27 protein-coding genes are annotated in these 24,988 nt (G+C 40.3%); 23 read left to right on the top strand and 4 right to left on the bottom strand.

Annotated elements, in window-relative coordinates; translation table 11 throughout:
- Positions 1-48: 48 nt before the first annotated feature.
- Positions 49-960, bottom strand: coding sequence for an EamA family transporter RarD (rarD, locus tag PQ477_RS03960; RefSeq protein ID WP_035394732.1), 912 nt, complete (start codon positions 958-960; stop codon positions 49-51).
- A 292-nt stretch (positions 961-1,252) separates the two neighbouring features.
- Between rarD and dppA the strand changes: the two genes are divergently transcribed.
- Genes dppA through PQ477_RS03910 form a run of 10 tightly spaced genes read left to right on the top strand, consistent with a single transcriptional unit; the run spans position 1,253 to position 11,049 of the window.
- Entirely contained in the window at positions 1,253-2,071 is an 819-nt protein-coding gene (dppA, locus tag PQ477_RS03955; protein WP_035394731.1) for a D-aminopeptidase DppA, read from the top strand.
- Positions 2,072-2,086: 15 nt separating this feature from the next.
- Complete coding sequence (locus tag PQ477_RS03950) at positions 2,087-3,010, top strand: ABC transporter permease (protein WP_035394730.1); 924 nt, start codon at positions 2,087-2,089, stop codon at positions 3,008-3,010.
- Positions 3,010-3,951, top strand: coding sequence for an ABC transporter permease (locus tag PQ477_RS03945; RefSeq protein WP_060704805.1), 942 nt, complete (start codon positions 3,010-3,012; stop codon positions 3,949-3,951). Before PQ477_RS03950 ends, PQ477_RS03945 begins: the two co-directional genes overlap by 1 nt.
- A 1-nt stretch (position 3,952) precedes the next feature.
- Positions 3,953-4,948, top strand: coding sequence for an ABC transporter ATP-binding protein (locus PQ477_RS03940; RefSeq protein ID WP_274272984.1), 996 nt, complete (start codon positions 3,953-3,955; stop codon positions 4,946-4,948).
- 21 nt (positions 4,949-4,969) lie between these two features.
- On the top strand, positions 4,970-6,604 hold the full coding sequence (locus tag PQ477_RS03935; protein WP_274272983.1) for a peptide ABC transporter substrate-binding protein: 1,635 nt from the start codon (positions 4,970-4,972) through the stop codon (positions 6,602-6,604).
- A 55-nt stretch (positions 6,605-6,659) separates the two neighbouring features.
- Positions 6,660-7,586 carry a S66 peptidase family protein gene (locus PQ477_RS03930; protein WP_144559715.1) on the top strand — a complete coding sequence of 309 codons (927 nt, stop codon included), beginning with the start codon at positions 6,660-6,662 and terminating at the stop codon, positions 7,584-7,586.
- Between the two features lie 6 nt (positions 7,587-7,592).
- Complete coding sequence (locus tag PQ477_RS03925; protein WP_274272982.1) at positions 7,593-8,507, top strand: C40 family peptidase; 915 nt, start codon at positions 7,593-7,595, stop codon at positions 8,505-8,507.
- The gene (locus tag PQ477_RS03920; RefSeq protein WP_274273543.1) at positions 8,507-9,511 is read left to right on the top strand and encodes an ABC transporter ATP-binding protein; all 1,005 of its coding nucleotides are present in this window, start codon (positions 8,507-8,509) and stop codon (positions 9,509-9,511) included. Before PQ477_RS03925 ends, PQ477_RS03920 begins: the two co-directional genes overlap by 1 nt.
- 17 nt (positions 9,512-9,528) lie before the next feature.
- On the top strand, positions 9,529-10,680 hold the full coding sequence (locus tag PQ477_RS03915) for a CapA family protein (protein ID WP_274272981.1): 1,152 nt from the start codon (positions 9,529-9,531) through the stop codon (positions 10,678-10,680).
- A gap of 12 nt (positions 10,681-10,692) precedes the next feature.
- On the top strand, positions 10,693-11,049 hold the full coding sequence (locus tag PQ477_RS03910) for a DoxX family protein (protein ID WP_144559709.1): 357 nt from the start codon (positions 10,693-10,695) through the stop codon (positions 11,047-11,049).
- A 29-nt stretch (positions 11,050-11,078) separates the two neighbouring features.
- On the opposite strand, the gene PQ477_RS03905 is transcribed toward PQ477_RS03910, so the two are convergent.
- Positions 11,079-11,420: a winged helix-turn-helix transcriptional regulator gene (locus PQ477_RS03905; RefSeq protein ID WP_035394720.1), complete on the bottom strand. Its 342-nt coding sequence runs from the start codon at positions 11,418-11,420 to the stop codon at positions 11,079-11,081.
- A 125-nt stretch (positions 11,421-11,545) separates the two neighbouring features.
- On the opposite strand from PQ477_RS03905, the gene PQ477_RS03900 reads away from it, so the two are divergent.
- Positions 11,546-12,376 (top strand): VOC family protein, encoded by an 831-nt coding sequence (locus PQ477_RS03900; protein ID WP_035394718.1) that lies wholly within the window; start codon positions 11,546-11,548, stop codon positions 12,374-12,376.
- 75 nt (positions 12,377-12,451) lie between these two features.
- Positions 12,452-13,039, top strand: coding sequence for a nitroreductase family protein (locus PQ477_RS03895; protein WP_274272980.1), 588 nt, complete (start codon positions 12,452-12,454; stop codon positions 13,037-13,039).
- 24 nt (positions 13,040-13,063) lie between these two features.
- Here PQ477_RS03895 and PQ477_RS03890 read toward each other — a convergent pair whose 3' ends face one another.
- Positions 13,064-13,750, bottom strand: coding sequence for a universal stress protein (locus tag PQ477_RS03890; protein WP_035394715.1), 687 nt, complete (start codon positions 13,748-13,750; stop codon positions 13,064-13,066).
- Positions 13,751-14,360: 610 nt separating this feature from the next.
- Between PQ477_RS03890 and PQ477_RS03885 the strand changes: the two genes are divergently transcribed.
- From PQ477_RS03885 to PQ477_RS03855, 7 genes are read left to right on the top strand one after another with little or no spacing between them, the layout of a single operon-like run.
- The gene (locus tag PQ477_RS03885; protein WP_432813886.1) at positions 14,361-16,784 is read left to right on the top strand and encodes a Na+/H+ antiporter subunit A; all 2,424 of its coding nucleotides are present in this window, start codon (positions 14,361-14,363) and stop codon (positions 16,782-16,784) included.
- Entirely contained in the window at positions 16,771-17,193 is a 423-nt protein-coding gene (locus tag PQ477_RS03880) for a Na(+)/H(+) antiporter subunit B (protein WP_035394713.1), read from the top strand. Before PQ477_RS03885 ends, PQ477_RS03880 begins: the two co-directional genes overlap by 14 nt.
- Positions 17,194-17,196: 3 nt before the next feature.
- Positions 17,197-17,541: a Na(+)/H(+) antiporter subunit C gene (locus tag PQ477_RS03875; RefSeq protein WP_035394712.1), complete on the top strand. Its 345-nt coding sequence runs from the start codon at positions 17,197-17,199 to the stop codon at positions 17,539-17,541.
- A complete protein-coding gene (locus PQ477_RS03870; RefSeq protein ID WP_144560525.1) occupies positions 17,534-19,021 on the top strand; it encodes a Na+/H+ antiporter subunit D in 1,488 nt (495 codons plus the stop codon). Before PQ477_RS03875 ends, PQ477_RS03870 begins: the two co-directional genes overlap by 8 nt.
- A gap of 39 nt (positions 19,022-19,060) precedes the next feature.
- Positions 19,061-19,543, top strand: a complete 483-nt coding sequence (locus PQ477_RS03865; protein WP_035394710.1) for a Na+/H+ antiporter subunit E — start codon at positions 19,061-19,063, stop codon at positions 19,541-19,543.
- Positions 19,543-19,827, top strand: a complete 285-nt coding sequence (locus tag PQ477_RS03860; protein ID WP_035394708.1) for a Na(+)/H(+) antiporter subunit F1 — start codon at positions 19,543-19,545, stop codon at positions 19,825-19,827. The genes PQ477_RS03865 and PQ477_RS03860 overlap by 1 nt, the downstream gene beginning before the upstream one ends.
- Entirely contained in the window at positions 19,805-20,209 is a 405-nt protein-coding gene (locus tag PQ477_RS03855; protein WP_060704810.1) for a Na+/H+ antiporter subunit G, read from the top strand. Before PQ477_RS03860 ends, PQ477_RS03855 begins: the two co-directional genes overlap by 23 nt.
- Here the strand turns inward: PQ477_RS03855 and PQ477_RS03850 are convergent.
- Positions 20,206-21,063 carry a PRC-barrel domain-containing protein gene (locus tag PQ477_RS03850; RefSeq protein ID WP_144559704.1) on the bottom strand — a complete coding sequence of 286 codons (858 nt, stop codon included), beginning with the start codon at positions 21,061-21,063 and terminating at the stop codon, positions 20,206-20,208. The genes PQ477_RS03855 and PQ477_RS03850 overlap by 4 nt on opposite strands.
- 119 nt (positions 21,064-21,182) lie before the next feature.
- Here PQ477_RS03850 and PQ477_RS03845 point away from each other — a divergent pair, with 119 nt between their 5' ends.
- The 4 genes from PQ477_RS03845 (at position 21,183) to PQ477_RS03830 (ending at position 24,925) form a co-directional block, all read left to right on the top strand.
- Positions 21,183-22,025, top strand: a complete 843-nt coding sequence (locus PQ477_RS03845) for an SDR family oxidoreductase (protein ID WP_035394706.1) — start codon at positions 21,183-21,185, stop codon at positions 22,023-22,025.
- A 126-nt stretch (positions 22,026-22,151) separates the two neighbouring features.
- Positions 22,152-23,120 (top strand): sugar phosphate isomerase/epimerase family protein, encoded by a 969-nt coding sequence (locus PQ477_RS03840; protein ID WP_035398693.1) that lies wholly within the window; start codon positions 22,152-22,154, stop codon positions 23,118-23,120.
- Between the two features lie 12 nt (positions 23,121-23,132).
- Positions 23,133-24,170, top strand: a complete 1,038-nt coding sequence (locus tag PQ477_RS03835; protein WP_144559700.1) for a Gfo/Idh/MocA family protein — start codon at positions 23,133-23,135, stop codon at positions 24,168-24,170.
- A 17-nt stretch (positions 24,171-24,187) separates the two neighbouring features.
- Positions 24,188-24,925, top strand: a complete 738-nt coding sequence (locus PQ477_RS03830) for a sugar phosphate isomerase/epimerase family protein (protein ID WP_274272979.1) — start codon at positions 24,188-24,190, stop codon at positions 24,923-24,925.
- The last annotated feature ends 63 nt before the right edge of the window (positions 24,926-24,988 follow it).

The raw sequence follows: 24,988 nt of genomic DNA, 5'->3' as shown, positions 1-24,988 counted from the left end.
CTTCCTTTCTTCATTCATTTCAATGCTAGTATACATGAACAACTTGAATCATTCATGTGTAAGGGGTTCTTTTCCTTTTCTTCGATTTAAAATTTTTGATGACGTGAACGTTAGTAAACCAATCCAAATAAATAAAAACGCAATGAATTGTACAAGAGAGAAAGGTTCTTTAAAAATAAAGATACCTAGAAAAAGCATTGTCGTCGGTGCAATATATTGAAAGAATCCGACTAGGGAAAACGGAATGTGCTTTGCCCCGAAAGAGAACAATATGAGAGGCACTGCGGTGAAAATACCTGCACCTGAAAGTAGTAAGATCGTCGAGCTATCCATGGTAAAGATTGAATACGTTGTGAAAAAGAGTAAGTACAGTAACGCTATGGGTGTAACTAATGCGGTTTCAATAAACAGTCCAGCTGTAGCAGATATAGAAACGGAACGTTTAATAAATCCATAGAAGCAGAAGCTTAACGCCATTCCAAATGCAGCCCAAGGAATCGTACCGTTAAAAACAATCAGAATGAGTACGCCAACTCCTGCTGCACTAACAGCAAAAACTTCTGCACGACTTAACGTTTCTTTAATGATGACAGTCGCAAGTACAACGTTAAGTAACGGATTAATGTAGTAAGCTAAACTCGCTTCTAATACCATATTGCTACTAACAGCAAAAATAAATAAAAACCAGTTTAAGCTAATAAAGATGGCTGCAAAAATCATTTGCATAAGTAGCTTGGACTGGGTAAAGACGTTTTTTATTTCATTTATGTATTGAGCTTTTCTCCTCGCAAAAATGAGCAAAATAACCATGAATAAAAACGCAAATGAAATACGATACATTAACACATCTAAAGCAGGTATAAAAGAAAGTAATGCCCAGTAAAGCGGTAAAAACCCCCAGATTAAATAGGAGGATAGGGTCGTGGTTACCCCCATTCGAAAATTTTGTTCTTGCTGCATACATCATTCTCCAATTCTTAATAGTACTTTTATTTTAGATGATTTCTTAAAAAAATAACATGATTTTGACTTTTAGAGAAAAAAGTGTTGACCTTCAAGCATAAGCTGAATAGAAAGCCGTCTAGTAGAGTGTAGTTTTTTAGTCGTAGAAAGGGACGTTTATCTTTGAACAAATGACAGAATGTAAGGAAAGTTTACAATTTTTTCAGTTTAAATCGCAAATTCAGCAGGAAAATAGCTTTTTACTACGAATAGAGTAAAGATACATCAAGAATTGAGAGGGGATGAGTAGATGAACGTGTTTGCTTCAGTAGACATGGAAGGGATAACGGGTTTAGTGGATCGACAATTTGTCACTCCTGGCGAACGATTTTATCATCGCGGCCAAGAGCTGATGACGAGTGAAGTCAATCATGTTGCAGAAGCCGCTTTTGCACATGGCTGCAAAAATTTTATAGCGAATGATTCACATGGGAAAATGAATAATATTCTAATAGAAAGGCTTCATCATCGTGTGCAATTAATCTCTGGTGAAGTAAAGCCCTTTTCGATGATGCAAGGTTTAGATGAATCCTTTGAACACGTATTCTTTATTGGGTACCATGCAAGAGCTTCAATGCCAGGTGTGATGAGTCATACGATGATTTTTGGTGTTCGAAACATGTGGTTAAATAACGAACTGATCGGTGAGTTAGGACTTAATGCGTTTCTTGCTGGTTATTACGATGTTCCGGTTACACTTGTAGCTGGTGATGAAGGCGCTTGCAAAGAAGCGGAAGCCCTTCTTCCAAATGTGGTAACCGCTCCTGTGAAAAGGGCACAGTCCCGATCATCGGCTTTGTGTTTATCGCCAGAAGAAAGCAAACAATTACTCCAACTAAAAACCGAAGAAGCTCTTTTGCAGAAAAACCACTCTCCTTTAAAGCTTAAAGGTGCTCCTTTACTACATATTGAATTTGCGAATTATGGTCAAGCGGAATGGGCGGCATTGATGCCAGGTGCTTCAATAGAATCAGGAACGACTGTGGCATTTCAGGCAAAAGATATCAAGGAAGCTTACCAAGCAATGCTTGTGATGACTGAGCTTGCGATGCAAACAACGTTTTGTTAAAGAGAGGCGATCGCGATGCTTAAATACGTTAGTCGTCGTTTTTTAGCGATGATTGTTACGCTGTGGATCATTGTTACAGCGACTTTTTTTCTTATGCATAGTGTACCAGGCTCACCTTTAAATGGTGAACATAATACAAGTGAAGCGGTTCAAGCTAATTTAGAAGCATTCTATGGACTCGATCGGCCAGTTGTTATTCAATATGTCGATTATTTAGGATCTATTTTACAGTTTGATTTTGGACCTTCTATTTCTCAGCCGGCTGTATCGGTGAACGATTTGATTGCTCGTGGGTTTCCAGTATCCCTTGAGTTAGGACTGTTTGCCTTAGCATTTGCGCTTTTATCAGGTGTGACGTTAGGTGTATTAGCAGCGTTGAGAAGAAATGGAATGATTGACTACCTTTTAATGACGTTAGCTGTGCTCGGATTGTCTGTACCGAACTTTATATTAGCGGCTTTGCTTATTCAATCGTTTAAAGGTTATTTACCCGTTGCCTTGTGGCATGACTGGACACATATGATTTTGCCTGTCTTTGCACTAGCAACGTCACCGATGGCTATTATCGCTCGTTTAACTCGTTCAACGATGGTTGACGTTTTAACACAAGACTACATAAGAACAGCACAAGCAAAAGGACTATCACCATTTGTCATTGTCACTAAGCATGCATTACGAAACGGGCTTATGCCTGTAGTCACTATTCTAGGAACCCTTGTAGCAGGTGTGTTGACAGGGAGTTTTGTCATTGAAAAAATCTTCGCTATTCCTGGAATTGGTCGCTATTTTGTGGAGGGTATAAACAATCGTGATTATGCGGTCATAATGGGAACAACGATTTTTTATAGCGCTATCTTACTCGTCATGCTTTTAATTGTCGATATTGTCTATGGCTTCCTTGATCCGCGGATACGGCTTGATAAAAAGGAGGCGAGCTAATGGCCTTACTTAATTCAAATGGAAAACCTGTAGAGGATCATCTATTCACACCTAGTAGTGAAAGGCTTAATGCAGAACTTGTTTCGCGACCGTCCCTATCCTATTGGCAGTCGGTTTGGATTCGCTTAAGACAAAATAAGCTCGCTATGTTTGGTCTATTCACGATGATTGGTTTAACAGTTATGGCGATCATTGGTCCATGGATTTCACCTCATTCTATCGCAACGCCAAATTATAGTATGGTCAATCAACCTCCTTCCCTTGAATATTGGTTTGGTACAGATGCCCTTGGCCGAGATATGTTTGCTCGTACTTGGTATGGAGCAAGAATTTCCTTATTTGTTGGGTTAGTCGCTGCTCTTATTGATTGCATTGTTGGGATTATTTACGGTGGTGTCTCTGGTTATAAAGGGGGTCGCACAGACTCTGTAATGATGCGTATCGTTGAAATCCTTTACGGGCTTCCCTATTTACTCGTCGTCATTTTACTAATGGTCATCATGGGTCCTGGTCTATTAACCATTATTATTGCATTAACGATAACTGGCTGGGTTGGCATGGCTCGTATTGTTCGTGGTCAAGTCCTCTCTCTTAAGCAAAATGAATACGTGCTAGCTTCAAAAGTATTCGGTGCTAGTACGAATCATATTATTCGTAGAAGCTTATTACCGAATACGATGGGACCCATTATTATTCAAATGACGCTAACGGTTCCAACTGCCATCTTTGCAGAAGCGTTTTTAAGCTTTCTTGGATTAGGAATTTCTGCTCCTTATGCATCGTGGGGCTCTCTTGCAGAAGACGGACTTTCGTCCATTTTAACTGGAAACTGGTGGCGATTGTTTTTCCCTGCTTTCTTTATTTCACTAACGATGTATGCCTTTAACGTATTTGGTGATGGCTTGCAAGATGCCATTGATCCGAAAACAAGGGGGAAATAGCATGCCTTTATTGGAAGTAAAAGATTTACATATTCATTTTAAAACATATGGTGGCGAAGTTCAGGCTGTTAGAGGTGTGGATCTAACTTTAGAAAAAGGGGAAACCCTTGCCATTGTTGGAGAGAGTGGTTGTGGAAAAAGCGTCACTGCACAAAGTATGATGCGTTTATTGCCAAAAGGAATTGCGAAAGTGAAAAGTGGTGAAATTTGGTTTAAAGGTCAGAACTTGTTGAAGTTGTCTGATAAGAAAATGAGACGTATTCAAGGGTTTGATCTATCGATGATCTTTCAAGATCCTATGACATCACTAAATCCCACGCTGACAATTGGTACACAATTAACAGAAGGCATTCGGAAACATACGTCCATTTCTCTTGCTAAAGCAAATGAAAAAGCACTTGAGATGCTAACCATTGTCGGTATATCAAGTGGGGAGGAGCGTTTAAAGCAATATCCACATGAGTTTAGCGGTGGGATGCGACAACGGCTCATGATTGCGATGGCCCTTATTTGCGAACCAGATATTTTAATTGCTGACGAGCCAACAACGGCACTAGATGTCACCATTCAAGCACAGATTTTAGCGCTTTTTAAAGAAGTGCAACGTAAAACAGGTGTAGCGATCATTTTAATCACGCATGACCTTGGGGTGGTTGCTCAGCTAGCAGATCGTGTACACGTTATGTATGCAGGAAAAGTGATTGAACGAAGCAACCGTCGAGAGTTGTTTTATCAAGCAGCTCATCCTTATACAAAAGGGTTATTACAATCCATTCCACGGTTAGATGATGCAAAAGAAGAGCTCATTCCAATCGCTGGTACACCACCTGATTTATTTGCACCACCTTCAGGGTGTCCATTTGCTGCACGTTGTCGTTTTGCAATGGATGTTTGTCGTTACCACATGCCAGAAACCACAGCGATTACGTCAACTCATAAAGCCGCATGTTGGTTACTTGATCCAAGATCAAAGGGTGTTTTTGAAGAACTTGCATAACAAAAAAAAGGGGGAATTTTCATGCAAAAGAAATGGCTAGTAGGAACAATGGCAGCAACAATGATGTTAGCGGCATGTACAACGGGTACGTCAAATGATGCAGATCCAGGTGGTAATGATGATACGAATGATTCGGACGGGGGAGACAAGATCTTAATTGTGAATAATGGTGCGGAGCCAGTAAGTCTTGACCCGCAAATTGCGTTCGAATCGGTGTCTAGTGCGCCTCTTAACAATATTATGGAAGGTTTGATGAGATTAAATGCCGATCACGTACCTGAAGAAGCGACTGCCGAACGCTATGAGGTTTCGGAAGATGGATTAACCTACACCTTTTATCTACGTGAGAATGCAAACTGGTCTAACGGTGATCCGGTTACTGCAGAAGACTTTGAGTATGCGTGGAAGCGACTCGTTCATCCAGATACAGGGTCGCCAGCGGCATTTCTAGCAAATTTAATTGAAGGCGCAACTGAATTTTATGAAGGTGACGGCACTGAAGAAGATGTCATGGTTACGGCGCTAGATGAAAAGACGCTAGAGGTTGTATTGAATAGTCCGCAACAATATTTCTTAAACCTTATTACGAATCCATCCTTCTTCCCTGTACATAAAGACACAGTTGAAGAAAATGGGTCATGGCATCAAGAAGCGAGCACGTATGTTGGGAACGGACCGTTTACCTTAACAGGCTGGGATCATAATACAGAGCTACGAATGACGCGAAATAATCACTATTGGGATGCAGAAAGTGTTGCGCTGGATGGTGCCACATGGTTAATGTTAGAAGATCAAAATACAGCATACAGCTTATATGAGCAAGGTGGTTTGCATACGACAACACCTCCGGCCGATTTAGCTGAAGAGTTAATTGCCAGTGGGGAAGTGGATTTATATGATCAGGCAGGAACATACTTCTACCGTTTCTTAACGACAGAAGAGCCGTTTCAAAATAAAAAGATCCGTCAAGCGTTTGCAAAAGCGGTTGATCGTGAAACAATTGTGGAAAGCGTCATTCGTCAAAATCAACGACCAGCTGGAGGATTTGTTGCCTACGGTTTTCCAGAGCCGTCCGGGGAGGATTTTAGAGAAGTCGGCGGAGACTTATTTGCATATGATGTGGAAGAAGCCCAACAACTTTTAAAAGAAGGAATGGAAGAAGAAGGGTACGAAACCTTGCCGAATGTAACCATATCATATAGTTCAGGGCCAGCAGAACATGAGCGTATTGCGGAAAGTCTGCAGCAAATGTACGCGGAAAACCTAGAGGTAGATGTGAATCTTGAAGTGGTCGAGTCAAGTGTCTTTTTAGATCGTCAACGTGGGTTAGAAATGCAAATGTCCCGTTCGTCCTTCATAGCTGATTATGCTGATCCTATTAATTTCTTGGAGAGTTTTATTACCGATAGTTCAATGAACAGAACAGCATGGTCGAATGAAACGTATGACCAGTTAATTGCTGACTCAAAAGCCGAGGCTGATGAAGAGCGTCGATTCGAGCTTTTACATGAAGCAGAAGCATTAGTGTTAGATGAAATGCCGTTCTTCCCGTTGTATTTCTATAATCAACCGGTTCTAGAAAATGATGCCGTGTCTGGCATTGTTCGTCATCCAGTTGGGTATACAGAATTAAAATGGGCAGATTTAAACGAATAAGCTAGGGGAGGGAGCTTTTGTCTCTCTCCTTCTTTCTATTTGGAGGTTCAAATCAATGAAAACAATCTACCCGAAACCGATTAAGGCGGGAGATACGATTGGCGTTATCGCGCCAGCTAGTACACCGTTAATGAAGAATATTGAAAAGAGCAAACATCTGTATGAAAAAATGGGGATCACAATTGTGACCTCCCCTCACTTAACGGACGGGTACGGCTATTTAAGTGCTGTTGATTCCCACAGAATAAAAGCTTTAGAGGATATGTTTGCAAATCAAGATATTGCGGGTGTTTTCTGTGCTTGTGGTGGCTACGGCACACCGCGTATTGTCGATCAGATTGATTATCAACTAATTGCAAAACATCCAAAAGTTTTTTGGGGCTATAGTGATATTACGTGCTTGCATACAGCCATTCATCAAGAAACAGGGCTTGTAACCTTTCATGGCCCGATGATGAGCTCAGACTTAACAGGTGAGATTGACTCGGTAACCGAACAAGGGTTGAGTCAAATTGTTAAGCCAACCCCTCTTATGTTGACGGAGCAGACAGAGCCCATTTCGATTCTGCAAAGTGGACGTGTGAGCGGCCCATTTGTCGGGGGGAATTTAACTTTGCTATCAAGCTTAGTGGGTAGTCAGTACCAGCTCAATGCAAAAGGGGCTATTCTTTTTATTGAAGAAATTGAAGAAGAGCCGTATCGTATTGATCGCATGCTGAATCAACTCAAGCTCGCAGGTATTCTTGACGATGCAAGTGGTTTTGTTATCGGCAATTTTAATAACTGTTCACCGAAAAAACGCCATCGTTCTTTAACGTTAGATGAGGTGTTGGATCATTATTTAAATCAAGATGGAAAGCCTTGTATGAAAGGATTTTCGATCGGCCATTGTATGCCCGTTTATTCGGTACCTTATGGTGCTCAAGCTACGTTAGACACCGATAAGAAAATGGTATCCATTGAACCAGGTGTGAAGGAGTGAATAAGGATGAGTATAGAATGTGTAAGTGTACCAGTCTCAACTGTGTGGACGACAAAAGCGTCACCTCGCTCCATTGATTACCTTATTACACGAGAGCCATATCAACTAAAAAGCTATTTAGAAAAAATGACTTATGATGATCGTCTTCAGCTTTGTACGAACGACCTGGCGCAAACGCAGCTTCTATTTAATGAACCTGTCTATGTGGTTCAAGAAGTAAATGGGTGGAAAGAGGTCATAATACCGGATCAGCCAACAATTAAAAATGAAAACGGATATCCAGGCTGGGTACCAAGTCAACATCTTGTAGCAGGCATTCCGAATGAACAAACGAAAGATCGAGTGATCATCGTTCAACAAAAAGCGTGGCTCTTTACAAAAGAAAAGAAAGCATGGCTTCAAGTCAGCTATGGAACAGAACTAACGGTTTTAGATGAATCAATCGACTGGATTAAAGTGGAAACACCGCTGGGCAATGCCTTAATAAAACGAGAGGATGTCCGCTTATCATTCAACAAAAAAGGCGGGCACTCTTTGTTAACAGAAGCACGTCGCTTTTTAGGATTACCATACTTATGGGCAGGAATGAGTGGGTTTGGTTTTGACTGCTCTGGCTTTGTTTATCGACTTCACAAAGTAAGTGGAATAACGATTCCTCGGGATGCCTCCAATCAATATCGTTCAGGGGATACCATAGTTGAACAGGATATGAAAGAAGGAGATCTTCTCTACTTTGCCTATGAAGAAGGGAAAGGCAGGGTCCATCATGTTGCCATGTATGCAGGAGATGGCAACATCATTCATGCACCAAAAACCGGTAAAGTAGTGGAAGAAGTGCCGCTAAATTCTGTTTATGAGAAGGAATTGTGCGGTGTGAGGCGTTTTTTAAGTTCTTCGTTATGGGAGATGAAGTCAACATGATGAAAGAAGACGTTATGGTAGAAGTAAAGGATTTAAAGAAACATTTTCAATTAAAAAAGAACAAAACGCTTAAAGCGGTAGATGGTGTATCTTTTGCAATAAAAAAAGGAGAAATGTTTGGATTAGTAGGAGAATCGGGATGTGGGAAATCGACTCTTGGGCGAACAATAGTACGTCTCTATCAACCTAGCTCAGGGAGCGTTCTCTTTAAAAATCAAGATATTCATCAAGCCTCTGCCATGCAAAAGAAAGTGCTGGATCAAAGTATGCAGATGATTTTTCAAGATCCATATGCATCATTAAATCCCCGTTCAATGGTAATGGATATCATTGCCGAAGGGCTAGATGTACATGGTCGCTTAAAGGGGAAACAAAGAAAGGAAAGAGTTTTTGAACTACTGGAAACGGTTGGCTTGAGCAAAGAGCATGCAAATCGATATCCCCATGAATTTAGTGGAGGGCAGCGGCAGCGTATCGGCATCGCTAGAGCGCTAGCGTTAAATCCCAAATTTATTGTTGCGGATGAACCGATCTCCGCTTTAGATGTCTCAATTCAAGCGCAAGTCGTAAATCTATTGCAAAAGCTTCAACGGGAACAAGGGTTAACGTTTTTGTTCATCGCCCACGATTTATCAATGGTGAGGCATATTAGTAATCGTATAGGAGTGATGTATTTAGGTAAGCTCGTTGAATTAACCACCAGTGAGCAACTATATAAAACGCCCTTACACCCTTATACAGAGGCATTGTTATCAGCGATTCCCATTCCCGACCCTGATTTGGAAGACAAGCGTGAAACCATTTTATTAAAAGGAGAGATTCCTAGTCCTATTTCTCCACCAAGTGGTTGTGTATTCCGGACGAGATGTCCCAAAGTAATGGAAAAATGTGCTATTATGGAACCAGAAATGAAGGAATATAAGCCTGGTCATTATGCTGCTTGTCACTTACATGATGAAGTAAACAGTAGAGGAAAAGAAGAAGTAGCTGTGACAGGAGATTAGTCTGGGGGAGACGTTAGATGAAGCGAGCCACTACTACTTTTGGTTTGCTGATGCTACTAGCGAGTGGTTGTCAGTCAGAAGTAGAAGCGACTGCAAAAGACGTATTGTTCTTAGAGGGAATGAAGCAGCAAGAGAGAATGGAGCGTTCTGTTGATTCAAACCGCTTTCAATTGACTGCGACGATATGTGCAGTGGGGGATATTTTGATCCACGATCGTGTGTATGATGATGCAAGGGTTGAAGGGGGATTTGATTTCTCACCAATGTTTGACAATGTCGCTCCATACTTACAAGCGGCAGATGTAACCATTGCGAATCAAGAGACAATGATTGGTGGGGAAGCACTTGGATTGTCAGGGTATCCAGCTTTCAATTCACCGTTTGAAGTGGGTGATGCGTTGAAAGAAGCTGGTGTAAACGTTGTAACGTTAGCGAATAATCATACCCTCGATCGCGGGCCTCAATCAATTCTGAACGCCTTAGATTATTGGGACGAACTAAATATGACGTATACAGGAGCCTTCCGAAATAAAGAAGACGCAAAGGATTTACGTATTATTGAGAGTCAAGGCATCTCCATTGCTATACTAAGCTATACATATGGAACAAACGGGATCCCTGTACCAAATGGAAGGGATTATTTAGTGAATTTTGCTGAGGCGTCGTTTATGGCAGAGCAAATTAGGGAAGCAGACAAAGAGGTCGATGCGGTTCTTGTTGCCCTACATGCTGGCGAAGAATACGTTGATTTTCCGAATCAACACCAACGTGACTTGGTTCAAGTAGCTGCCGATAGTGGTGCTACTGCTGTCATTGGTCATCATCCTCATGTACTTCAACCAATTGAATGGGTAGAAGGCAAGCACGACCATGATATGCTAGTGGTTTATTCACTCGGTAATTTTCTATCAGGTCAATATGATCATCCGAGGCGAGTAGGGGGCATTTTCACTTTTGATTTGCAGAAATTAACAGGGAAAAAGGCGCAAGCTATTAATCCTTCTCTTATGCCAACCTATGTTCAATTCGATGAAGGTGACCACAATTATCAAGTGACACCGATGAAAGATTTAACGGATTATGATTTGCCAGATGTGGAAAAGCACCTTGATGACGTTGAAGCACATATGAGTCAGTGGTTACCAGAATTAACTGTTACTAGAGAATAGGAGTACGTAGTCATGTTCCGAGTCATTGGACTTTATCTGTTTTCATTATTGTTCTTTTTAGCTGGGGTCGGGCATTTTATTATGGATGGTTTTTTTGTAGAGGCGATGCCAGAATGGGTACCATTTCGACTATTTATTGTTTATGCATCAGGGATTGTTGAAATAGCATTAGCTATTTTACTTATCTACAAACCAACACGTTCTAGAGCGGGCATTTGGACAACCCTCTTTTTGTTGCTTATTTTTCCTGTGAATGTGTATATGGCGTTTTTTCCGGCACAATATGATATCCCAGTGTATGCACTGTGGCTTCGATTGCCATTACAATTCGTTCTTATTTGGTGGGTTCTTAAAGTGACAAAGCCATAAAAAATTCAAGCAATACACGCTTGAATTTTTTATTGTTCATTTGTCTGTGGAAATAGTTGATCTAAATGTTTAATATGATTAGAGCCCCAGCTGTGCATGGCATCAAGGAGAGGTTTTAAACTTTCTCCATAAGGTGTCATGGAATACTCAACTTTTGGTGGGATTTGAGGATAAACTTGTCGTTGGATAATATCGTTCTGTTCTAGCTCACGTAATTGAGAAGTAAGCATTTTTTGTGTAATGCCAGGGATAGCCCGCTTTAATTCGTTAAAGCGCATCACATCGTGGTTAATTAACTGAAATAAAATTTTGTGCTTCCATTTTCCGACTAAAATTTCGAGTGCTGTATCGACTTGACAGGATGATTCCATTAATTCCACCTCGCGATTAAGTATCTTTTTATATACTATAGTACAAATTAGTGCGTACTTCCAATTATTGAATCGTCATTATACAATTTCTTTATAGAATTAGTATATGAAGGAGGCGTTTTTACATGTATGAACACCTAACATTAGGAGAAGTGATCTTAACCGTAACGAACGTGCATGAATCAGTTTCCTTTTATAAGGAAATCATTGGGTTTACACATATTGAATTAAACGATAAAGAAGCAAAGTTGTTTTCAAACGAAGGGAAGCTCCTCATCACATTAAGAGAGAATAAAGAAGCGAAGAAGAACCCAGGTCAGTTATATGTAGGACTTTATCATATTGCATTATTATACCCGGATCGTGAATCCCTTGGCACACAGATAAAACACTTACTTGCTCATAACATTGAAATGGGTGGAGCCGATCATCTTGTCAGTGAAGCAGTCTATATTCAAGATCCGGATGGAAATGGAATTGAGCTTTATCGTGATCGTCCACGAACGACTTGGTCATATGAAGAGAATGGTATGATTGTCATGGACACAAAACCTTTAGACGTAACGGGTCTGCATGCATTAGCTGAAGAATGGGACGGCATTCCGGATGGTTTGACGATGGGACATATTCATACCCATGTGAAGAACCTTGCGGATATAGAGACTTTCTATAAAGACATTCTTCAATTCGATGTGATGACGTACTTCGGACAGCAAGCGTTGTTTATGTCAGGGGCAGGCTACCACCATCATTTTGGTTTTAATACATGGGTAAGAAACAAGGAAAAACCAAAAGAAGCGTTCGTAGGTATGGAACAGTACACCATACATGTTAAAGACGAAGAGACATTTAATCAGGTGCGGGACCGTGCTAATAAAGAGATTGTCGATCATGGAGAAGCATGGTTTATCGTTCAAGATCCATCAGAAATGCACATTAAGTTTAGTCAAACATAACAGGCAGTTTTCTTGAGGAAAACCTCGCTACTCTGTAAACTAAAGAGTAACCAATTTGTTGAAAGGGGAAGTGATATGACTACTTTCTTTGAGGCTATTCAAAATAGACGACCGTACGAAAGTGTGACGGCAGAAGCAGTCGTCTCAAAAGAGCGTCTTCTTGATGTTCTTGAGCATGTAGTGACATATGTCCCAACGCCCTTTAATGTTCAATCGAGTAAATTGCTGGTTCTTTTAGGTGAGCAGCATCGCCAATTTTGGAGTGATGCTTCAAAGAATAAAGAGATGTCTAAAAATGACATACTTGAACAAGTAGCGCACCATAAAGCTGGTTTTGGAACGGTTCTTTTCTTTGAAGATCAACAGGCCATAGCCGACGCAAAAAAACAACAGCCAAAAAAACTCGATTACTTCTCATCATGGTCAGATCATTCATCTGGCATGCTCCAACTAACTGCTTGGAATGCTTTACAAGTAGAAGGATTTGGTGCCAACTTATATCATTATCCTTTGCTAACACGTTTGGAAGATAAAGAAAAGTGGGAAGTACCAGAATGGTGGGAGTTAAAAGCACAACTGCCGTTTGGGAAGCCAAGTGGCTCTCCAATAGAAATAAATGAAGTTGAATCCGAGAAAATTCTTCGTATATATGGAAAAAAATAAAACCGGAACAGCATTGTTCCGGTTTTATTTCTGGAGTTTTTCTTCTTTTAAAGTAGGATAGATTTTCGTTGGTTCGGTGACACGATCATCGGTAACGTGTACTTGAATCATACGATTATGCTTCATGAATTTGAAGATACCGTTGTTAAAATCCGTACCAGTTTCTTTAAAGAAAATACCCTCGTATTTCGCTTTGTTTGTATGAGAGAACATGATGGCGTAACCTTCCTCATCTTCAACAAGATAAGCACGACAGCCTTTCTCAAAATGACCTTCCAGTCCTTTAATGGCACGATCACAAGAAACGACGTGAAAGTCAACAAATGGAATTTCTCTTAAAAGTACATTCATAAAAGATCCTTTTGTGATTTCTTCCCATCTGCTTTTTGCCGTTTGCCCAATAATAATTTGCGTAATGTGATGCTCTCTGGCAACCTCTGCGATTACTTTAACAGCTGGTTTCTTTTCATTGTCTCGAACAATAAATTCTTCCGCATCGTATTCCTCAGAAAGTTCTTTCCAGCGATCAACATATGCTGACTTCTCAGCATCTAATTCATCATACGGAAGTGCATCAACGGTTAAAACATAAAGTGGACAATCAAGCATAGTAGCAATTTTTGCACCACGTTTTATTAGACGCTCTCCGTTTGGACCATAATAGACGCAAACTAAAATGCTCTCATCCATACGTCCTTTTGCTTTTTTCATGAAAGAGTTCACCTCAGCTTAATAGTATAAATCTAAGAACAAAGAAATTGTGTATGTGACGTATATCAACACTCCCCCAGTTGCCCTTAGCGACTGAGGCTTTGAAACCAAATAATTGTATAACACCATACAGAAAAATTCAATCCATATCTTTAAATAAATGAAAGTTTTTTTCCTTTATAGTAAATGCACAAAAAACCAATTTGACTGGACGCTTGAAAATGTGACGATTTGGACACAACTAGTGAAAGCGAAGGCATATTCGGTGCATGTTAACTAAAAATAGTATATACTTTTCTTTAGAAAGTAATCATTTAGTTAGGCATGTAATCGATTCCCTTCAATAAAAACCTTCCAATTAACCATGATAGATGTGCAAGAATCTAGGCTATATCCATTATAGTTAGGCGCGCAGTGAGGTTCGTGATGCTGCGCGATTTTGGCTTGTCGTACCATTTCGACCTGCCATTGACCCCATCATACACCCATAATATAAGTAGCACAAGTTTTGGTTAGCTTCGTTTTCTAAGGGTAAACTTGTAAGGAATTTATAGCGATATGTATGTTCCATAGATGATTCAAAGTTCGTGCAGAGGAGGTTTTTTTGTACATGTTAAATCTTGCAATTGTTTCGCCTTTCATCATAGCGCTTATTGTGCCGTTATTGTATAAATCACTAAAGCGTGTACATACAGGCTGGTTTGTTTTAATCGTACCAATTGTACTCTTTCTTTATCTTGTACAGTTTATTCCAAGTGTTGCTAGTGGAGAGGTATATATTTATGAAGTTCCTTGGATTCCATCACTTGGCATAAATTTTACTGCTTATCTAGATGGGTTAAGCTTAATATTAGCCTTACTCATTACAGGAGTAGGAAGCCTTGTTATTCTTTATTCCATTTATTATTTGTCAAAGGAACGAGAATCTTTAGGCCATTTTTACGTTTACCTTCTCATGTTCATGGGTGCGATGTTAGGTGTTGTCTTTTCAGATAACTTAATGGTTCTTTATTTATTCTGGGAATTGACGAGTATTTCATCTTTTCTATTGATTGCTTATTGGTACCATAGACGTCAATCTCGCTATGGGGCACAAAAATCCATGTTAATCACGGTTACTGGCGGGATCGGAATGTTAGCTGGTTTCATCATGCTGTCAACGATGATGGACACGTTCAGTATTCGTGAAATCATCGCAAATGTAGCAGCATATACAGATCACACGCTCTTTATACCTGCGATGCTGCTAGTGCTATTAGGAGCATTTACGAAGTCGGCACAGTTTCCGTTTCACATTTGGTTACCGGATGCAATGGAAGCACCGACACCTGTTAGTGCGTACTTGCATTCAGCAACGATGGTAAAGGCTGGTATTTATTTAGTCGCTCGTTTTACACCTGTATTTGGCGGGGACGCTGTATGGTTTTGGGTCGTCAGCCTCGTCGGAATGATTACGTTGTTCTGGGGTTCCTTTAATGCTGTTAGACAGACAGATCTTAAAGCCCTTCTTGCTTATTCGACGATTAGCCAACTTGGTTTAATTATGAGTTTACTAGGCATTGGTTCAGCGGCGCTTTACTTTGATGCGGCAGATACCGCATCGGCGATGTACTCTATAGCTATTTTTACAGCGCTGTTTCATTTAGTAAATCACTCAACGTTTAAAGGTGCGCTCTTTATGGTTGTGGGGATTGTCGACCACGAAACAGGGACACGTGATATTCGTAAGTTGGGTGGACTTATGGCTATTATGCCAGTTACGTTTACGTTAGCAGTTGTTGGGAGTTTTGCAATGGCAGGCTTGCCGCCATTTAATGGCTTCTTAAGTAAAGAAATGTTTTTCACTGCTGTTCTTGATGTAACGCAGCTCTCGTTTTTCTCCATTGATACATGGGGGATGCTGTTTCCAATCGTAGCTTGGGTTGCAAGTGTGTTCACCTTTGTCTACAGCATGATTCTTGTATTCAAAACCTTTTTTGGAAAGCATCAACCAGAAAAACTTGAAAAAACAGCGCATGAAGCGCCAATTGGCATGCTTATTTCACCAGTTATTTTAGCAAGCTTAGTCATTGTGTTTTTCTTCTTTCCGAATCTTTTAGGAGAATACCTTATTAAACCGGGTTATGCAGCGGTCATGCCAACATTTGTTGGTGTGGAGGGATACGATACACAATTTAATATATCTGCATGGCACGGCTTTAATACTGAATTGTTAATGACGTTAGGTGTCGTTGGTTTTGGTGTTGTGCTGTATCAATTATGGCCGAAATGGGAAGGAGTCTATGCTCTTTTTCCTAGAAAATGGACCCTCGATAATTTATACAACCGTTCGTTACTGACACTTGAAAATCAGTCCACTAATTTTACAAACCGATACATGACTGGAAATATGTATCACTATATGGTGTATATCTTTATTGCCATTCTCGTAATTGTTACAGGCGTTGTCGCTTACACAGGCGCCATTTCCATTGATTCGTCTAACGATGCACCAATCAGTATTTACGAAGGATTTATTGCAGCGGTTATGGCTGTTACGGCTCTTTCTATCCCATTTGCAAAATCAAGATTAACAGCGATTTTGTTAAATGGCGTATTAGGATACTTGCTTGCACTATTCTTTGTCTTTTTCCGGGCACCAGATTTAGCACTAACACAGCTCGTTGTTGAGACTGTCTCAGCAGCATTGTTCCTGCTATGTTTTTATTTCTTACCGGAATGGGAAAAAGAAGCGCGCAAACCACGAATTAAAGTAATGAATGCAGTCATTGCCGTTTCAGTTGGAACGCTCGTGACATTACTAGCTTTATCGGTTCAAAACAATCGGTTCTTCGATTCGATTTCATCGTTTTATGAGAATGCGTATGAGCTTGCTGGTGCTCAAAACATTGTGAACGCGATTTTAGGTGACTTTAGAGCCTTTGATACGATGTTAGAGGTTGTGGTACTCCTTATTGCTGGTCTTGGTGTGTACGTGTTAATTAAATTGAAACCGAAAAAAGAGGAGAGGGGGCAGGACGTTGAAGGCGAATGATGTCATCCTTCAAACCGTTTCTAAAATAGCGGTGTTTATCATTTTGACGTACGGTGTGCACTTGTTTCTTGCAGGTCACTATGAACCAGGTGGCGGCTTTGTTGGCGGATTAGTTCTTGCCTCAGCGTTTGTCTTACTGCTGCTCTCGTTCGATATTGATACGGTTCGAAAAGGAATGCCAATTGATTTTAAATTATTAGCAGCAGTAGGGGCATTTTTGTCCGTTGGAACAGGCTTAGCTGCACTTGCATTCGGTGTTCCGTTCTTAAGTCAAACCGAAGTATCTGCTACTTTACCTATTTTAGGAGAAATTCCGCTTGCTTCAGTCGTATTGTTTGAAGCAGGGGTAGCATTCGCTGTTATTGGGACCGTAGTCACTATCATTATTAGTATAAGTGAGGATGTATAACTTATGGAAACAATGATGTCGATTTTAGTTGGTATCTTAGTCACTGTTGCCACGTATTTAATCCTTTCTAAAAGTTTACTACGTGTCATTTTAGGAACAGCGATTATGTCGCACGCGGTTCATATGCTTATTCTTGTTATGGGTGGGTTCTCAAGAGATTCCAGTGCGCCTTTACTCGGTGAAGAGGCGGCTTCTTATACGGATGCACTGCCGCAAGCGCTCATTTTGACGGCAATTGTTATTAGTTTTGGTGTAACAGCCTTCTTTCTAGTGCTAGCCTATCGGACTTATAAAGAATTAAAGACCGATGATCTTACGAAATTGAGGGGACATGATAATGATGAGTAATTTATTAGTAATACCAATGGTCCTCCCATTAATTGTTGGAATCATATTGATCTTCCTACGCCCGTTTGTTAGGACTCAAAGAATTATTAGTTTTCTAACGATGCTCTTAACATTCGGTGTTTCCACATATTTATTAGTGGAAGTGCAACGCAATGGTATTCAAACCCTTGATTTCGGGGGCTGGGATGCTCCGTACGGAATAACATTCGTAGGGGATAGCTTTTCTCTACTATTAACCGCAACGGCTTATTTTATTGCAGCCATTGTGTTAATCTATGTGTTTGCAACAATTGGTGAAGAGAAAGAGAAGATGTTTGTCTATCCATTAATTCTTTTACTTTTAGCTGGTGTTGCGTGTTCGTTTTTAACTGGAGATTTGTTCAACTTATACGTAGGGTTTGAAGTAATGCTATTAGCATCATATGCATTAATTGTACTTGGTGGGGAAAAAGGACAATTAAGGGAATCCATTAAATACGTGCTCGTGAATGTATTTTCTTCTTTTGTATTCCTTATAGCGATTGCTTTCTTATATGGAACGTTAGGAACTCTTAATTTTGCTCAGCTTTCACTTCGAGTGGCAGAAGCAGGACAACCTGCACTTCTAACGACAATTGCGATTGTTCTTCTGCTTGTATTCAGTCTCAAAGCAGGCTTGCTTTTATATTTCTGGCTACCGGGGTCCTATGGTGCGCCACCAATGGGAATTGCTGCTCTATTCGGTGCTCTTCTTACGAAAGTAGGCATTTATGCGTTGTTTCGTGTATTTACCCTCTTGTTCTACCATGAGCCTGATATTACGCACACGTTAATTGGCATAATGGCTATCTTGACAATGATTGGAGGTTCAATCGGCGCCATAGCCTATAATGATCTAAGAAAAATCATTGCATATAATGTTGTCATAGCAGTTGGTTTTATTTTAAGTGGACTAGCGATTGCAAATCAAGCCGCTATTGAAGGATCTATTTTCTACCTTGTTCACGACATGATCGTTAAGGCGCTATTATTCCTGTTAATTGGTGCTACCATTTATTTATCAAATGTTGGTAGGCTCGATCGCGTTAGTGGTATGATACGAAACTATCCGCTACTCGGTTGGATGTTCTTTATTACGATGATATCACTCGCTGGGATTCCACCATTAAGTGGCTTTATCGGTAAAGTGTATGTCGCGCAAGGTGCAATTGAATCTGGTGCTTATGTTTTGCTTGCTTTCACACTTATATCGAGTATCTTTGTTCTTTATTCATTGCTACGTATCTTCAGAGCTGTTTTCTTTGGTGAATCAACGATTAGTAAAGAAGATATGCTTCCAATGAAAAAAGCCATGATCATTCCGAGTATCATTTTTGTGGCTGCTTCTTTTGCTTTAGGTTTTGGTGTAGAAGGAATTGCTGGGGTTGTAAGCGATGCTGCTGAAACGCTAATGAATCCAACAATCTACATTGATGCAGTTCTAAATCAAGGAGGCGCTTAACATGAGTGTGTTTTTAAGTGGAAGAGGAGGTATGGATGAATGTTTGGCCAACTCTTATTAAATATTTTAATTGCCTTCTTATGGGTCTTACTGCAAGACGAAGATACATTTGAATTTTCAACGTTATTTGCCGGTTTTTTAGTTGGTCTTGGGATTATTTATGTTATGAGAAGGTTCTTCTTTAAAGAGTTTTATTTAAAGCGTGCGTACTCAGGGCTTAAATTATTGTTGATCTTTAATCGTGAACTCATTAGTTCGAGTGTATTAATCATTCGTCAAATCCTTTCACCAAAATTGAATTTCACCCCAGGTATTTTCACGTATGAAACTAAGCTTAAAGGAGATTGGGAAATTACCGCTCTTTCGCTTTTAATAATGCTCACACCTGGTTCGGTGGTTGTTGAGATTTCACCATCAAATAATGTTTTTTATATCCACGCCATGGACGTTCCAGAATCGAAAAATGCTGTTCTGCGGGCGTTGACTAAATTCGAAAAGGCAATTATGGAGGTGACACGCTAATGTTTCAAGTCCTATTAATTATTGCTTTGTTCCTTTTCGCTACCGCAATTGGTATTGCAGCATTCCGCATCATTAAAGGTCCAAGTATGCCAGATCGTGTTGTTGCCCTTGACGCCATTGGCGTAAACCTTATTTCGGTTGCGGCAGTTGTCTCAATTGTTTTACAAACACGAGCCTTTTTAGAAGTGATCTTGATTATTGGGATATTAGCGTTTATCAGTACGATCGCTTTCTCTAAATTTATTGAGAGGGGGGTCATCATTGAGCGCAAGCGCGACAGGTGAAGCCATCGGAGCAATTTTAATACTTGCTGGTGCGATTATGGCTGTCATTAGTGCAGTAGGGATTATACGTTTCCCCGATGTATACACGAGATCACACGCAGGAACAAAAAGTGCGACATTAGCTGTGTTGCTAACGTTAACCGGTACCTTCTTTTATTTTTGGATGACGGATCAGTATATAAGTATCCGATTAATTTTAGGGATTGTCTTTGTCTTTTTAACAGCACCTGTAGCTGGACATTTAATTGTTCGAGCAGCTTATCGCTCAAAAGTACCGCTAACAGAAACAAGTGTTGAAGATGAATTAAAAGACGTATTAGAGCAAAAAGACTATCATGATCCTACTAAAAGCGAAGAAAAACAAAAAGAAGAAGGCCATTAGCCTTCTTCTTTTTTGTTATGCCAATACGGAGTTAAATTGTAGTGATCAAATATGGCTTGTTCCGCACCTAAAGTAATGGTCTGATCGGTTGGGTGTTCTTCGGCCGATTCGATTTTATTTTTTTCAAGATTGATAATGAGGCTGTTATCAAACCATGCTACCTCTTTTATCGTTTGAACTGGAACGATAACAGGTTCTTTTTGCATAAACCCTCCAGTATCAATCACGATGTAGCGGACGGTCCAATTCCCACTATCAACGTTTTGGTTATAATGGAGAACAAAGTCCATTACTTTTCCTACCTGACCGCCTTTAGCATGAACGTGATAGCCTTTTAGTTCGTCGAGGCTGAAAAGATGAACATTTTCTTGCTGGTTTCGATCCATTTTCTGTTCCTCTGCACCGGTACGAATGGCATCTTTTGTCTCTTCAGTATTTTGTTTATCATTTGGTACAAATACGGGTGGCACAAGTGGAGCTCCTGCAGTTGTATGGGTTCCGTAGCCAGCTGCAACTGGATGAGCTGGAACGGCCCAATATGTTGGCCAGCCATAGTGGTCACTTAATTCACGTTCATAATGTCGATGAATAGGAGCTGTTTCATCAGGCTTAGGGCTGTTTTTAATTTGCTCTTTTGTTGCATTAATACTAATCTGTTCTTTTTCTTCGTCAATGGCTGTAAACGCATCCACATTTAAAAGAACTTTTCCACCGAAAAACCAGGTGCGAGTGTCACCGACAAAATAGCGAACATGTAACGTATTGGAATCAATATAATAGTCGTCCAGTTGTCCAAGTTCACCGTCAGTAGCGTTCATTGTAAACGTACTTAATTTCTTTGCATGAATTAACATGTTCATTCCTCCAGTCTTGTAGTACTATTGCTATAACCGTTTTCAGAAAAGTGAAACCATGACTTTCATAGTTTCGTTTTTAATAATTGAAGGAATAACTTACAGTAGGAGGGATACACATGAAGGTTGCAGCTGTAACAGGAGCAAATTCTGGGATGGGGAGAAGTGTTGCGCTCGTTCTAGCGAATAGTGGGATGCACGTTGTGATGCTCTGTCGAAATGAAAAGCGAGGAAAAGAAGCGCTGTCTTATATAGAACAACATAAAAAAAATGGAAGTGTCGAACTACAACTATGTGATCTCGGCTCATTAAGCAGTGTGAAGCAAGCTGCTAAAGCACTAAAAAAGAAGCACGCTTCAATTGATGTGCTTATTAATAATGCTGGCGTTGTCAATCCTAAGCGCAAGGAAACAGAAGATGGTTTTGAAATGCAAATGGGTGTGAATCATTTAGGTCACTTCTTGCTAACGAATCTTCTGCTCGATCAAATAAAACATTCAGAAGATGGGCGAATTATCATTGTGTCTTCTGGTGCACATGAATGGGCTCATTTCTATGAAAAAGATCCTCATTTGCATGAAGGATACAACGTTGCAAAAGGATACGGGCAGTCAAAGCTGTGTAACTTATTGTTTGCAAACGAATTAAAAGAAAGGTTAGCGGAGACAAATGTGTCTGTATTTACTATGCACCCAGGTGCTGTTTCAACGAATCTAGGAGTGGATCGTGCATCAGGCTTCGGGAAAGCAATCCATACATTGCTTCGTCCATTCTTTTTAACACCTAGAGAGGGTGCGGACACAATGCTTTATTTGGCTTTATCAGATAAAGTGAAAAAAGATGCAGGAAAGTACTTCATTAACAGAAAGGTTTCAAAACCAGCAAAAATAGCGTTGGATCGAGAAGTAGCAATGAAATGCTGGGCCTGGAGTGAGAAACAGACAGGTTTACATCAGTTGTGAGAACGGCTTTTGCTGTTTTCACAACTTTTTTTAAAAAAGGGGGTTAAAATACAGACGTAAAAACAGTACAATAAAGAGGAATCTTACTAACGAAATATGAAATCGATTTCATAGGAGGAACCAAAAATGAAACTAGGTGTATTTACTGTTTTATTTTCTGAAAAGCCTTTCGAGGAAATGCTTGACCATGTAAAACGTTTAGGACTTGAAACTGTAGAGATTGGAACAGGTGGTTACCCTGGTACGGCCCACTGTAATCCTGCTGAGTTGTTAGAAGACGAAACAAAATTGAAAGCGTTTAAAAAAGCAGTTGATGACCGAGGTTTAACCATTTCTAGTCTAAGCTGTCATGGAAATGCCATTTCACCTGATGAAGCATTTGCAAAAGCATCTCATGAATCTTTTGTGCAAACGGTTAAATTAGCACAGGCGCTGCAGGTTCCAACTGTTACGACATTTTCAGGAACACCAGGTGCTTACGAAGGAGATAAACAACCAAACTGGCCTGTCGCCGCTTGGCCAAACGAGTATGGTGACATTTTAAAATGGCAGTGGGAAGAAAAGTTAATTCCATACTGGAAAGAGATGGCAGCGTTTGCAGAAGAACATGGTGTTAAGATCGCCTTAGAATTACACGGAGGCTTCCTGGTGCATTCACCTGCTACGCTATTAAAGCTACGCGAAGCGTGTGGTCCAGCTATCGGAGCAAATGTTGATCCAAGTCATTTATGGTGGCAAGGGATTGACCCAGTTGCGGCAATTAAAATCCTTGGAAAACAAGATGCAGTTCATTTTTTCCATGCAAAAGACACGTATATGGATCAAGAAAACATGAACATGCACGGTGTACTTGATATGCAATCGTATGCGAATCTTCAAGATCGAGCTTGGTATTTTAGATCGGTTGGGTATGGTCATGATTTAAAAACGTGGTCAGATATTATTAGTGCACTGCGCTTAGTCGGGTACGATGGTGCTATTAGTATCGAACATGAGGATGGATTAATGTCGATTGATGAAGGGTTCCAAAAAGCAGTTAGTAATTTACAACAAGTCTTAATGAAAGAGCCAGCTCCAAAGATGTGGTGGCTATAAGGAGGAAACAACATGAATAAACCATTAAAAGTTGCTGTTATTGGCTGTGGCTCCATTGCCATACACCGTCATGTACCAGAATATGCAGCAAATCCAAACGTTGAATTAGTCGCTTTTTGCGATTTAACTAAAGAGGTCGCTCAAAGAATGGCTGACCAGTACGGTGTAACGAATGTTTTTACTTCCCACAAAGAATTATTAGCAGAAGTCGATGTCGACGCTGTTAGTGTATGTACACAAAACGTGGACCACGCTAGTGTTTCGATTGATGCAGCAAATGCAGGTTGTCATGTTTTATGTGAGAAGCCAATGGCGACTTCGTTAGAAGAAGCACAGAACATGATTAAGGCTGCAAGTGAAAACAACGTCAAGCTTATGATTGGTCACAACCAACGGTTAATGCCGCCTCACGTGAAGGCAAAAGAAATTTTAACGTCTGGAAAACTCGGAAAAACGCTGACGTTTAAAACAACGTTTGGACACGGTGGAGCTGACTCTTGGAGTATTCAAGGAAAAGATACGTGGTTTCTTAAAAAAGAGAAAGCATTTGTCGGTGCGATGGGTGATTTAGGTGTTCACAAAATTGACCTCATGCGTTGGTTATTAGGTGAAGAAGTGTCGGAAGTGGCTGCATTTGTAAATACATTGCATAAAGAAGCGGATGTGGATGACAATGCAACAACATTATTGAAAATGGAAAGCGGCGCTATTGGTACGATGGCAGCGAGCTGGACCTATTACAAAGGTGAAGATAATACGACAACGATCTATGGTGAAAACGGTGTACTTGAGATTCGCGATCATCCAGAAGTCCAAGTCGTTGTAAAACTAACGGACGGCAGTGTTGAACAGTACTCAGTTGGCGCAATTGCAACGAACGATGCTGGTGGCCAAGTCGCAAGTGGTGTCATCGATGAATTTGTAACGTCGATTCTTGAGAACCGAGAGCCTGCTATTACAGGTGAAGAAGGAATGAAATCGTTACAAGTTGTATTAGCAGCACTTCAATCGTCGGAAACAAAATCGTTTGTAGCAGTAAAGGAAGTCTAACAAGGAGGACGAATAACATGAATGTCGGACTAGCGTTATATACATTGCGAGATGAAATGGAAAAAGATTTTAAAGGAACCTTGGAGAAGGTTAAGCAAGTTGGCTATCAAGGAGTCGAATTCGCAGGCTTTGGTGATCATTCATCAAAAGAAGTGAAAGCGATGCTCGAAGAGATTGGATTAGAGCCTTGGTCTAGTCATGTTCCTCTTGAGAAGCTGCGTCATGATTTACAAAGTGTCATTGCGTTTCATAAAGAAGTAGGTACACCTTACATTGTCTGTCCCTACTTAACAGAAGAAGAACGTCAAACAAAAACAAACTACTTTGATTTGGCGGAAGAACTAGAGGAAATTGGCAATCAAGTCAGAGAAGCAGGAATGGTATTGTTGTACCATAACCATGACTTTGAATTCGATACATTTGACGACGAATTTGGATTGGACATTTTGCTGCGCAATACACGTACGTGTAATATGGCTCTTGAATGTGACACCTTTTGGGTCGAATATGCAGGTCATAAAGCAACAGAATATTTAGCTGCTCACGAAAATCGCGTCCCTATTATCCATGTGAAAGACATGAAAGATGGAAATATACCTTTTGCTGAAGTAGGGGAAGGAAAGCTTGATATTAAAGGAATTATTGAAGCTGCAAAAGCGGTTGGAACGAAATATTTTATTGTTGAGCAAGATGTGAGTGAACGTTCTCCACTTGAAAGCATTGAGATTAGTTTTAAAAATATCCAGTCTATGTAGCGAACAACAGGTAAGAAGCATTTGGCTTCTTACCTGTTTTTTTGTGATGTAAAATAGAATGAA

The organism is Shouchella hunanensis, assembly GCF_028735875.1.
GTDB lineage: Bacteria > Bacillota > Bacilli > Bacillales > Bacillaceae_D > Shouchella > Shouchella hunanensis.
The sequence above is the reverse complement of the archived record's forward strand: the minus strand, read 5'-3'. Positions and strand labels throughout refer to the sequence as shown.